The sequence below is a fragment of the Streptomyces laculatispora genome, assembly GCF_017353455.1.
Lineage (GTDB): Bacteria > Actinomycetota > Actinomycetes > Streptomycetales > Streptomycetaceae > Streptomyces > Streptomyces laculatispora.
The window spans coordinates 1-10,282 of record NZ_JAFMPZ010000576.1; the positions used below are offsets into that span (position 1 = coordinate 1).

General features: G+C 69.6%; 12 protein-coding genes. 6 read left to right on the top strand and 6 right to left on the bottom strand.

Annotation, left to right across the window (positions count from 1 at the left end):
* Positions 1 to 11: 11 nt before the first annotated feature.
* Complete coding sequence (locus J1C73_RS30565; RefSeq protein ID WP_123460782.1) at positions 12 to 254, bottom strand: hypothetical protein; 243 nt, start codon at positions 252 to 254, stop codon at positions 12 to 14.
* Between the two features lie 113 nt (positions 255 to 367).
* Here J1C73_RS30565 and J1C73_RS30570 point away from each other — a divergent pair, with 113 nt between their 5' ends.
* Positions 368 to 1,237, top strand: a complete 870-nt coding sequence (locus J1C73_RS30570; RefSeq protein ID WP_207319211.1) for a helix-turn-helix domain-containing protein — start codon at positions 368 to 370, stop codon at positions 1,235 to 1,237.
* Positions 1,218 to 1,490: a DUF397 domain-containing protein gene (locus J1C73_RS30575; protein WP_207319212.1), complete on the top strand. Its 273-nt coding sequence runs from the start codon at positions 1,218 to 1,220 to the stop codon at positions 1,488 to 1,490. Before J1C73_RS30570 ends, J1C73_RS30575 begins: the two co-directional genes overlap by 20 nt.
* On the opposite strand, the gene J1C73_RS30580 is transcribed toward J1C73_RS30575, so the two are convergent.
* Both J1C73_RS30580 and J1C73_RS30585 read right to left on the bottom strand, forming a co-directional pair.
* Complete coding sequence (locus J1C73_RS30580) at positions 1,471 to 1,860, bottom strand: VOC family protein (RefSeq protein WP_207319213.1); 390 nt, start codon at positions 1,858 to 1,860, stop codon at positions 1,471 to 1,473. The genes J1C73_RS30575 and J1C73_RS30580 overlap by 20 nt on opposite strands.
* A gap of 68 nt (positions 1,861 to 1,928) precedes the next feature.
* Positions 1,929 to 3,326, bottom strand: coding sequence for a ricin-type beta-trefoil lectin domain protein (locus J1C73_RS30585; protein WP_207319214.1), 1,398 nt, complete (start codon positions 3,324 to 3,326; stop codon positions 1,929 to 1,931).
* 398 nt (positions 3,327 to 3,724) lie between these two features.
* Between J1C73_RS30585 and J1C73_RS30590 the strand changes: the two genes are divergently transcribed.
* On the top strand, positions 3,725 to 5,137 hold the full coding sequence (locus J1C73_RS30590; RefSeq protein ID WP_207319215.1) for a DUF6056 family protein: 1,413 nt from the start codon (positions 3,725 to 3,727) through the stop codon (positions 5,135 to 5,137).
* A gap of 212 nt (positions 5,138 to 5,349) precedes the next feature.
* A complete protein-coding gene (locus tag J1C73_RS30595; RefSeq protein WP_207319216.1) occupies positions 5,350 to 5,700 on the top strand; it encodes a hypothetical protein in 351 nt (116 codons plus the stop codon).
* A 50-nt stretch (positions 5,701 to 5,750) separates the two neighbouring features.
* Here J1C73_RS30595 and J1C73_RS30600 read toward each other — a convergent pair whose 3' ends face one another.
* Together J1C73_RS30600 and J1C73_RS30605 are read right to left on the bottom strand one after the other, a co-directional pair.
* Positions 5,751 to 6,281: a hypothetical protein gene (locus tag J1C73_RS30600; RefSeq protein WP_207319217.1), complete on the bottom strand. Its 531-nt coding sequence runs from the start codon at positions 6,279 to 6,281 to the stop codon at positions 5,751 to 5,753.
* Positions 6,282 to 6,551: 270 nt separating this feature from the next.
* Positions 6,552 to 6,809 carry an alpha/beta hydrolase gene (locus J1C73_RS30605; protein ID WP_372446764.1) on the bottom strand — a complete coding sequence of 86 codons (258 nt, stop codon included), beginning with the start codon at positions 6,807 to 6,809 and terminating at the stop codon, positions 6,552 to 6,554.
* A 129-nt stretch (positions 6,810 to 6,938) separates the two neighbouring features.
* On the opposite strand from J1C73_RS30605, the gene J1C73_RS30610 reads away from it, so the two are divergent.
* Positions 6,939 to 8,300: an erythromycin esterase family protein gene (locus J1C73_RS30610; protein ID WP_207319218.1), complete on the top strand. Its 1,362-nt coding sequence runs from the start codon at positions 6,939 to 6,941 to the stop codon at positions 8,298 to 8,300.
* A 390-nt stretch (positions 8,301 to 8,690) separates the two neighbouring features.
* Here the strand turns inward: J1C73_RS30610 and J1C73_RS30615 are convergent, their stop codons facing one another.
* Positions 8,691 to 9,044, bottom strand: coding sequence for a beta/gamma crystallin domain-containing protein (locus J1C73_RS30615; RefSeq protein WP_207319219.1), 354 nt, complete (start codon positions 9,042 to 9,044; stop codon positions 8,691 to 8,693).
* 417 nt (positions 9,045 to 9,461) lie between these two features.
* Between J1C73_RS30615 and J1C73_RS30620 the strand changes: the two genes are divergently transcribed.
* Positions 9,462 to 10,175, top strand: coding sequence for a TetR/AcrR family transcriptional regulator (locus tag J1C73_RS30620; protein WP_207319220.1), 714 nt, complete (start codon positions 9,462 to 9,464; stop codon positions 10,173 to 10,175).
* Positions 10,176 to 10,282: the final 107 nt, after the last annotated feature.

Genomic DNA, 10,282 nt, shown 5'->3' on the forward strand with positions numbered 1-10,282 from the left:
GGTCACCACCCTCACCCACCATGACCGGCCGCCTTCCCGTCCAGCAGACTGCTCAGCCGCCGCACCGTGTCGAGGTTGCAGCGCCCCAGGTCGACGAGCACGGCCGGCCCGCTTCCCGCACACGAGACCGGGTCGACCCGCAGCGACGGCAACGTGATCCCGACCCCCGCGAACCCGTCCCGCAACCGCGCCACCGCCTCCTCTGCCTCCCGCACTCTGCTCGCCGTAACCCTGCGCCGCTCCGTAGTCGTCATGATCCATTCCTTCCACGCTGAGTAATGTCAATGCATACCCAGCGTGTCCAATCTCTCGTTAGCCTGGAAGAGGTGCAGTTCCAACAACCGCACGTGCATCACAGGGAGTTGTCATGCCGGGTCCCAGAAAGCTCGATCCCTCCTCCTCGCCCCGCGCCCTCCTGGGCGCCGAACTCCGCCACCGAAGAGAAGAAGCGGGCCTCTCGCAGTCTGACCTGGGCGCCCCGCTCTTCCTCAGCGGCTCCTTCATCGGACAGCTGGAGTCCGGGGTGCGGCGCATGCAGATGGACCAGGCGGAGAAGTTCGACGAGATCCTCGGCGCGGACGGCTTCTTCGTACGGAACTGCGCGGCGCTGAAGGAGTCGAAGTACCCCGAGCACTTCGCGGAGGCCGCCGAGGCGGAGGCCCGCGCGGAGGCCATCCGGGAGTACGCGCCCCAGCTCATCCCGGGCCTGCTACAGACCGAGGCGTATGCGCGGGCGGTGCAGACCGAGGCGTATGCGCGGGCGGTGTTCTGGGCGTATCAGCCCACGGCTGTCGAGCAAGTGATCGACGAGCTGGTGACGACACGACTGGAGCGCGCGCAACTGCTGGCCGATCCAACAGTCCCCAGGTTGTGGGTGGTCCTGGACGAGGCGGTGTTACGCCGGAGGGTGGGTGGTCCGGAGGTGATGGCGGAGGCACTTCGTCATGTCGCGGGACTGGTCAGGCAACACCGGATGGTCGCCCAGGTGCTGCCGTTCACGGAAGGTGCCCATGCGGCGCTGACCGGGCCTCTCAAGTTGATGGCGTTCCCGGATGCACCCCCACTCGCGTACGTCGACGGCATGGGTATCGGCCACTTGCAGGACGATCCGGCAACGGTCCGCCAGTACCAACTGGCTTACGATCTGGTGATGGCCAGCGCGATTCCACCCACGGCATCCCTGGCCTTGATCGAGTCGGTGGCGGAGGAATACGACCATGAAGTTGCACGGTTCTGACTACGGCCTGACCACGGCGACCTGGCACAAGTCCTCCTACAGCGGCGGAAGCGGCGGTGACTGCGTGGAGATCGCGACCTGGCGCAAGTCCACGCATAGCGGAGGCGACGGCGGCAACTGCCTCGAAGTCCTCGACGATGTCCCCGGCGTCGTCCCCGTCCGCGACTCCAAGGTGACCGGCGGCCCCGCGCTGATGTTCCGGGCGGATGCCTGGGCATCGTTCGTCGGTGATCTCAAGCGCGGATGTGCATGATCTGAATCAGGTTGCCGCAGGTGTCGTCCAGCACCGCAGTGGTGACCGGGCCCCTCTCCATCGGCTCCTGGGTGAAGTGCACGCCGAGCTCGCGCAGCCGGCCGAACTCCGCGTGCACGTCGTCCACGGCGAAGGAGGTGGCCGGGATGCCGTCCTTCACCAGGGCCGTCTTGTACGGCTTCACCGCCGGATGGCCGTCGGGCTCCAGCAGCAGTTCCGACCCGTCGGGGGCCTCCGGCGAGACCACGGTCAGCCAGCGGTCCGCGCCGACCGGGACATCGGCCTTCTTCACGAAACCCAGCACGTCCGTATAGAAGCGCAGCGCCTTCTCCTGGTCATCGACGAAAACGCTGGACAGGTGAATCCTCATGGGGTGCTCCCCGCTGCATCGGGCCTGGGCCATCGGGTCGCGAGGGCCCAGGGCGTTCGGTGGTCAGATCATGGCACCGGCGTCGGCGCGGAGGAGGTGGCGACACTTCCGGGCAGCGTGCCCGCCCCGTACCAGCTCAGTTCCGGCCGGAGGGGGGAGCACGGCTTCAGGAGGAGTCTCGGGTTCCGAAGCGCCAGGTCTTCCTGGAACAGGCAGCGTCCGCCGGTCGGGGCTCCGGCGGACTGGATCTCCCCGTCCGCGCCCCGGCGCCATTCCTGGTGCGGGCGGCCGTCGCACGTCGACAGGGTGACCCGCCGCGCCGCCGCCGTGAGGCACCGCGGCCCGGCCTTCGACTCGATGGTTCCGGCGTTGATGCGCCAGGACTGATCGGCCCGGCCGGTGCAGTCGAAGGTGCCGGCCGCCACGGTCGCGTGTGAGCCCTTCGCGCCGGCCGCCGGGCCGAGGCAGCGCTCGTGCCGCCCCTCCGCGTTCGCCAGGCCGATCGCCGAGACGATCTCGCCCGGACGGGCCGTCCGAGGTTTCAGGGAGTACTCCCGGTGCACCCACTCCACGTACTTCCCGCCCATGTAGTGACCGGCCGGGCAGGGCCGGGACTCGCATCCCGCGCCCACCCGGTAGGCCTGGAAGATCGCCTCCTTCTGCCGGGCCAGGATCGGGCCGAGATTGCCGGGGAGGCGGGACATGTCGTATCCGAGGTACCCCGTCGCCCCGATCGGGGTAACGCCGGGGAGGGCGAACGCGACACGTCGGAGGTAACGGCCGGCCACCCCGTGGTCGCTGTGATCGGCTCCCGGCATGTACGTGTGCCCGAAGAACGTGTTGTCGTAGTCCAGGGTGAGCACGTGCCTGATCCCGTCCTGCCGGGCGAGAGCGGTGAGGGTGTCGATGAGCTGCTGCTCCGTGTAGCCCTGCGACTTGTCCACCGGCTGGATGGCCCGGATCTCGCCGCGGAAGAGCCTCAGGAGACTCTGGTGGGAGTACCTCGGATATCCGGTGCCGACGGGGTTCCCGTCAGGGAGCCTGAGGAACGAGAGCCGCACACTGAACGTGCCCTTCAAGGTGAATGAGGCGATGGTGCGGGTTCCCACATGGATGTCGTGCCGTGTCCAGCGGTTCGGGACGCCCGCCATTTCCGCGTAGGCCGCTCGCACGCCCTTTTCTCTGCTCTGTACGTAGTGGCCCCCGGCGTATGCGTGGCCGGCGTCCCCGGCGGTCAGGTAGACGGTACTGAACGCGCACTGCGGCCCCAGCGACTCCTGGATCTCCGGATCGACGAACAACAGGTCGTCGTCCTGATGGGCCACACCCACCATCGTGCGCCCGCAGGCCTGCGCACCGCTTCTCCGCCCCGTCACCCCGGGTCCGTCCAGGAGCGCGGTGGTGGCCCGGCTCCCGGACACCTCGGCAGGCTGGCCGAGGATCAGGAGGAGGAGAACAAGACTCATCGCCAGGCAAGGCGCGCCCCAGAGCAACAACGTCCGACGGCTCCTGACCGCGCCCCTCCTGCGACCCGCCCGCATCGCACACATCCCGACCTCCACCGCCTCGCTCGCGGCCCTGCCGTCATGCCGCGCTTCCCGCCGATGCTCCGCACGGTCCGCTCTTCCCACCGGCCCGCCGGGCCGGGCCGCCACAGAATCGCACCGGAAGAGCGCACCGCAGTAGACCGTTCGCGTTGCTTCGTCGCGGAGTCCGCGTGTGCGCGATCCCGGCCGCCGAACGGCTGAGGTACTGCGGACAGAAGGGAACGAACAGCCACCAGGATGCCGAGGGCGGTTTCGCAGTGGGAGAAGGAGAACGGCCGGGATACGCGAAGGCTCCTGAGCCCCGGAGGTCATGGGCCGTGCCATGGGCGTACGTCCTCTCGCTGTTCCCGTTGGGGCTCCTCGCGACGGCCGCGTCCTTCGCTCGCTGGGTGCGCCCGAGCGGCGACGAGTGGTGCTTCCTGCCGGTCATCCGCGTTCACGGACTCTCCGGGATGGTCAGGAAGTTCTACGTCGACGACAACGGCCGAGCCATGAACGGCGTACTGGTCTGGCTCTACGGGAGGTCCGGCGTGCCGGGGCAGCAGTGGTTCGCCCCCATCAGCGCCGTGTTCGTGCTGGGGGTTCTGTGGGCCGTGACCGCGCTGGCCCTGCGCAGGGCGGCCCTGACGGTGCCGCGCGGGATTCCGCTGTTCGTGGCGTCCATGGTGACGGTGGTCTTCCTTCTGGGGTCCCCCAACACGTACAAGACGTTCTACTGGCCCGCCGCGTCCGTCTCACACACGCTGCCCCCGGTCCTCGCCTGCGCGGCGGTGATCCCGTTCCTGCTCGCACGGTCGCGTGGGGGCAGGGCCGTCGCGCTGGGCGTCGGCGTGGTCATCGGCCTCTGCGTCGGGACGCTGTCGGAGCAGACCACGGTCGTCGTACTGGTGGTGCTGGTCGCCGCACTGGTGATGACCTTCTGGACGGCGGGCGGCCAGTCCCGCCGCCGGCTGCGGGCCTGGTTCGCCGTGGGTGTCGCCGGGACGCTGGCCGGGGCGCTGATCCTGGTGACGTCTCCGGGGTCCCGGCACCGCAGGAGCCGGTTCGGCGCGGCGAAGGACTCCTCGCTGATCGCGCCGGACTCGCTCGCCGGGACCGCCCGGAGCTTCGGGCACATCATGATCGACACCTTCTCCTCGTGGCAGTACCTGGGGGCGATCGCGGCCGGTGTTCTGCTCGGTCTGGTGATGCGGGGGCCCGGCGGCGCCCGGCCGGACCCGCCGCGCCGTCCGGTGCTGCTGTTGTGTGCCGGAGCAGTCACGTTCCTGGTCGCCGGCTATCTCGCCACGCTCCTCGCGTATCCCGTCTTCCACGCCGGAGTGGTGAACTCCACCCGGCTCTGGAACGACTTCCTCTTCCTGTACGTCGCCCTGCTCACCGGTCTCGGCATGATGCTGGGGCAGTCGCTCCAGGGGGTCCGGCTGCACCGGCTGCACGGCGGCGCCCTGCGGTGGGCCGCCGCGGCCGTGTGCGCCGCCGTGTGCGTCGGGCTCGCTCCCCCGCTCGTCCACCTCGGCGACCAGATGCGGGTGCGGGCGCACGCATGGGAGCGTCAGGACGTCTGGCTGCGCGCCCGGGTGGCGCAGGGGGCGCGGGTCCTGCCGTACGCGCCGACGCCCATCGGCAAGATGACGGAGCCGTTCGGCAACGGGAAGCGAAGCTGGGCGACGGCGTGCGTGGCCCGCTACTACCACCTGACGCGGGTGGACTACACCCCGGAGGTGCCCTGACGCGCCCCGGATCCGAAGGAGCCGCGCCCCCATGGACGTACCGGCACGCCGGGCCCGGCCGAGTGGCGCCGTCGTGCAGCAGCCACAGCCCGGGGCTCAAGCGTCAAAAGCCGGGCATGCCTGCGGCAGACGGAGCACAACAGCCCACCGGATATGAGCCGCGCGGCCATCAGAGGCGTCAGCGTCTCCCGTGATGAGGCTAGGTTGGCCGTATGCCTTCTGCCCTTGTTGTCGGTTACGACCCACAGGCGATCCCCGGCGCCGACGCGGATGCCCTTCGCGCCTCTCTCGACGAGGAGTTGGTCCGGTTCGGCCACCACGGCATCGACGCGGCGATGGCGCTGATCGTGTTCGGCGAATCCGTCGAGTCCGTCCTCGTCGCGGCCCTGACCGAGCGCCCGTGGGACGTGGTCGTCATCGGTGGCGGTATCCGCAGGACGGAGCAGCTGCTGCCGATCTTCGAACAGACCGTGAACCTGATCCGCCGCCATGCGCCGCAGGCCGCGATCGCGTTCAACACCAGCGGCGGCGACAGCGTCGAGGCCGCACAGCGCCACCTCTGAGCCCGGCAAGGGCCACTGCTCGCCGCCGGGTTCGGCCGGGCCCGCCCGGATCAGGCCTGCGCGGCGCGGCGCCGGCGGTAGTAGGAGAGCGTGACCGCTGCGAGCAGCGGCCCCCAGGCGACCATGGGCAGGTAGAGGAATCCGGTGACCGTGCTGCCGAGCGCGGTCATGTCGGCATGGGGAACTGCCCACCACACGGCGAACGGAGCCCACAGGACCGTCAGTGCGACGGCACCGAGAGCGGCGGGGATCACGGCCGCCGGCACGCGGACCCGGCGGCCACCGAGCAGCGGAATCCAGTGCGGGACGACCTCGCCCCACGGCCGGACCAGGCCGAGGGTGAGCAGTGCCAGAGCCTCCCCGGCAACGCTCAGGCCGACGACGTACGCCACTCCCCAGCCGCTGATGCCCATCGCCTGGTACCCGGCCTCGGTGTAGCCGCCGCGGTGTCCGGCTGCCAGCAGGAGGCGCCAGATTCCCGACGGCAGGGTGAGGAGCGGGACGAGGTGCGCGGCCCGAACCGCCCAGCGGGGCGGCAGTGAATCGGAGTGGGTGGGCCGGGTGGTGGTCATGTGCACCATCGTCTCGGCGTACCGACACCACGACGTCGCTCGCGAGGACCAGCCTTGGGGCCGGTGCCAGGAGGAGATCCCTGCCAGCGCCTCCCCCGCGCGGGGGAGGGCGGTCATCCCCTGTCCAGCGCTCCCCGCGCTCCCCGGCCAGGGAAGGAACCCCTGACCCTAGGCCGAAGGCGATCGCGTCAACCGCCCCGATCCCAACGGGCTTGATCAGACAGCACCGGATCGCCCACCGAGTGCTGCCGCTCTCGGAAGGCGCGCACCTGACCGGCCTCAAGCGGGGCTGACCGGACACCTGGTGCCGTGTGGCGGCACCGTCAGACCCGTCAGGTAGCCGTTGACGGCCTGCTCCATGCAGGGACCACGGGTGACACTGCCGTGGCCCTGGCCCTCGTACGTGAGGAGCACGCCGCTGCGGCCGAGCTGCCGGGTCACCGAGACCGCCCACGGGTAGCCGGTCGCGGGATCGTGGAGGGAGTTGGACAGCAGGATCGGCGGGGACGCGGCCCCCGAACCGCTCCAGCCGGACAGCCCTCACTGAGGGCAAAGGGGGGCTAGCCCCCGATCAAACCCGGAGGACGCCCCCAGCGCGGCCGGCTCCCACCCCAGGCCATGATCGTTTCACCGCCCAGGGAACACGAACGAGCCGAGGAGTTCAGCATGACCGCACACCACCAGGCGATCGGCCGACGGAGGCTGCTCGCCGCGACGGCCGGGCTCGCGGCCACGGCCCTGCTGGCCCCCACGGCCTCCGCCGCGACCACCACATCCGCCCCCACCGGAGCGAAGGTCCGGCAGGCAGACGCGCTCCGCGCGCTGGAGCGCGCCGCCCAGCCCCTGCGCTCGACGGAGCCCGGCGGCAACACCGCCGACCTACGGGCGCTGGACGCCATGATCGGTGACGCCAAGGTGGTCGGACTGGGCGAGGCCACCCATGGCTCGCACGAGTTCTTCACCATGAAGCAACGCGTCTTCAGCCACCTCGTCCAGGAGAAGGGCTTCACCACCTTCGCCCTGGAGATGAGCTGGACGGCGGGCCTGCGGATCGACGAGTACCTGCAGGGCGGCCCCGGCGACGCCCGGCGGATCGCGAAGGAGACACTGACCGGATCACCCTGGGAGCGCGAGGAGTTCGTCAGCCTCATCGCCTGGATGCGGCGCCACAACGACCGCCACCCCGGCCGGAAGGTCCACTTCATGGGCAACGACGTCGGGGCGCCCAAGCTCGGCGACGCCGTCTTCGACCGGGTGCTCTCGTACGTCCGCACGAGCCGCCCCCAGGACGTCGCACGCCTTGAGGAGTTGTACGCGGGCCTGCGCCCCCTCGACGACGTCTTCGCCTACCTGCGCAAGCCCGTCGCGGAACGTCGCCTCGACGCCGCCACCGCCCAGCAGGCGTTCGACCTGGTCACCGCGCACAAGGGGGCCGGCGGCGACGCCTACGAATGGGCCGAGCAGCACGCCCGCAGCATCGCCCAGACCTTCGCGTTCACCTCGCTCGACCTGTCCGACCCGGCATCGGTGTCCGCCGCGGAGCACCTCCGCGACCGGGTCATGGCCGACAACACCGCCTGGTGGCACCGCCGCACCGGCGACAAGATGCTGCTCTCGGCGCACAACGGCCACGTGGGCTACCTGGCCACCGACCCGGTGATGTACCCCACGACCCAGGGCACCTTCCTGCGCGAGGCCCTCGGCCGGGACTACGCCGCCATCGGCTTCACCTTCGGCCGCGGCTCGTTCCTCACCGCGACCACCCTCGGCAGCCCCTGGAACAAGGTCACCGTCCCCGCGGCCACCCCCGGCATGCAGGAGTACACCCTCAACCGGGTGCACCACCGCGACTACTACCTCGACCTGCGCACCCTGCCCGCCGCGGGCCGCACCTGGCTGGACACCCCCCGCCCCACCTACGAGGCCGGCTCGTCCTTCACGAAGGACCCGCTCCCCACGCTCGCCATCACGCGGGCCTACGACATCCTCATCCACCTCAACCAGGTCCACGCAGCCACCAGCCTCTGAGCCAGGGCTATTCAAGACGCGGGTGCTCCTCAGCAGCACCGAGGCCGAGGCGTGGCAGACGGGCGGCACAGCGAAGCTCCGGTTGTTCAGGGCGACTTGCGAGGTCACCCCGTATACCGGAGCTTCGTTGCGTACGTGACGCCCCTCCAGGAGATCACCGGCCGGCCGTGACCGACGACGCCGCGTGATCACCCCTACTTTGATTCAGCCCTGCCGCCGGGCAGAGGTGAATTCAGTCGCACCCAGAATTCACCCCTGCCGGGGAAAGGTTGAATCCGCGAAGGATTGAATCCGTGAAGGGATTGAATCCGTGAAGCGGACTGAATCCATGAAGGATAGCGAGTCGGCACAGTCTTCCCGGAACGCCGGCCCGCACCTCCGCCGGAGGGTCTAGAGGATTTCGATGTCCTTGACCCGCGGCGGGTTGTTCGGGAACGTGATGTCGGTCCACCGGTTGATGCGCACCGAGTCGCCGTTCGCGTCGTAGTAGATGAGATCGTTGTTGCCCGTCGAAATGCGGTCGACCCACCAACTGCCGAAGCCGGTCCGGCCCTTGTTGGCGTAGCAGTCCACGCTGGTGCTGCCGTCCAGGTGGGACCAGATCTTCAGGAAGTCCTCCCCGCCACGGCACTCGACGTGGTCGATGGCGAAGGCGTTGCTCGTGGGCATGACCATCGTGACCGCCGCGGTGGCGGCGATCGCCACGCCCAGGGAACGGGCGATCCTCTTCGTCTTCGAGATCACAACTTCTCCTTCATTCGATAATCGAACGGTAAGGACACGCTACGACCGGACAAAATGAAGACACGTCGAAAAGATATTCGCCCGCCTCCATGCAGCCCTTCGTATGGCCCTTCCGTCGCCCCGTTTAATGCTCCTGCTCCACGAAGATCCCGCAGGGAAGCTGCGTATGGCAATCATCCACGCCTGCCAGGTCCGGAATGCACCCCTAAATGTCTAGATCGAGACGGTAGGGAAGGTTCGCGCCTATTTCCTTTCGCGCCGGCCGTGAGCCCTTTCTGCCGGGTAATCGAGCATTGTTCGGACTCGGCCATGTCATGACGGCCGGGGGCTTTTGGCCAATGAGGACCATCCCCGCGCCGGCGAACACGTTCGATCCGAACTTGTTCGGCCCGTCGGCCGTTCGTTACGGTGGACCGCATGGAATCCGACACCGACCAGCCACGACGCAGCCGCCGGGAGCGCCCGGCCAAGCCCGCACTGTCGCGGGACGGGATCGTGGCCACGGCGGTCGGGATCATGCGGTCCGAAGGGCTGGGGAAGGTGACCATGCGCCGCCTGGCGCAGGAGCTGGACACGGGCCCCGCCTCGCTCTACGTGTACGTCGCCAACACGGCCGAGCTGCACGCGGCGATCCTCGACGAGCTGCTCGGAACGCTGCACGTCGCGGACGGCGGCGACTGGCGCGAGCGGCTGGAGGGGCTGCTCACCTCGTACACGGACACCCTCTTCGAGCACCCCGGCCTGGCGCGCGCCGCGCTGATGATCCGCCCCAGCGGCGCGCACTACCTGCGGCTGGTCGAGTCGCTCCTCGCGCTGCTCGACGAGGGCGGCATCCCGCCCGGCCAGGCGGCCTGGGGCGTGGACGTACTGCTGCAGTACGCGACCGCGACGGCGGCGGAGCAGGCCACGCGGGACCAGTCCGCCCACACGCGGGCCGAGTGGGACTCCCTCACGGGCGCCCTGAGCGGTACGTCCGGACGCACCCACCCGCACATCGCGGGCCTGGCCGCGCAGTTGGTCTCCGGCACGGCGGAGCAGCGCATGTCATGGGGCATCGCGACCCTGATCAACGGCATCAGGGACACGCCCGTACCCGCAGCGGACGTCCCGGCCGGGGGCGCACAGATCTGACCGGCCCGACCGGACCAGCCATGCGGCCGATCTGACCCCGGGGCTCAAGCGTCGAGATCCGAGCGCTCTTTCAGCGGAATGGGTGGAGGGATTGAATACCCGCCCAC

What these genes read in the sequence shown, in the direction of transcription:
- J1C73_RS30620 (WP_207319220.1), top strand. Translation starts at nt 9,462, where the DNA reads ATGGAATCCGACACCGACCAGCCACGACGCAGCCGCCGGGAGCGCCCG.
- J1C73_RS30600 (WP_207319217.1), bottom strand. Translation starts at nt 6,281, where the DNA reads ATGGTGCACATGACCACCACCCGGCCCACCCACTCCGATTCACTGCCG.
- J1C73_RS30595 (WP_207319216.1), top strand. Translation starts at nt 5,350, where the DNA reads ATGCCTTCTGCCCTTGTTGTCGGTTACGACCCACAGGCGATCCCCGGC.
- J1C73_RS30610 (WP_207319218.1), top strand. Translation starts at nt 6,939, where the DNA reads ATGACCGCACACCACCAGGCGATCGGCCGACGGAGGCTGCTCGCCGCG.
- J1C73_RS30585 (WP_207319214.1), bottom strand. Translation starts at nt 3,326, where the DNA reads ATGAGTCTTGTTCTCCTCCTCCTGATCCTCGGCCAGCCTGCCGAGGTG.
- J1C73_RS30570 (WP_207319211.1), top strand. Translation starts at nt 368, where the DNA reads ATGCCGGGTCCCAGAAAGCTCGATCCCTCCTCCTCGCCCCGCGCCCTC.
- J1C73_RS30575 (WP_207319212.1), top strand. Translation starts at nt 1,218, where the DNA reads ATGAAGTTGCACGGTTCTGACTACGGCCTGACCACGGCGACCTGGCAC.
- J1C73_RS30565 (WP_123460782.1), bottom strand. Translation starts at nt 254, where the DNA reads ATGACGACTACGGAGCGGCGCAGGGTTACGGCGAGCAGAGTGCGGGAG.
- J1C73_RS30580 (WP_207319213.1), bottom strand. Translation starts at nt 1,860, where the DNA reads ATGAGGATTCACCTGTCCAGCGTTTTCGTCGATGACCAGGAGAAGGCG.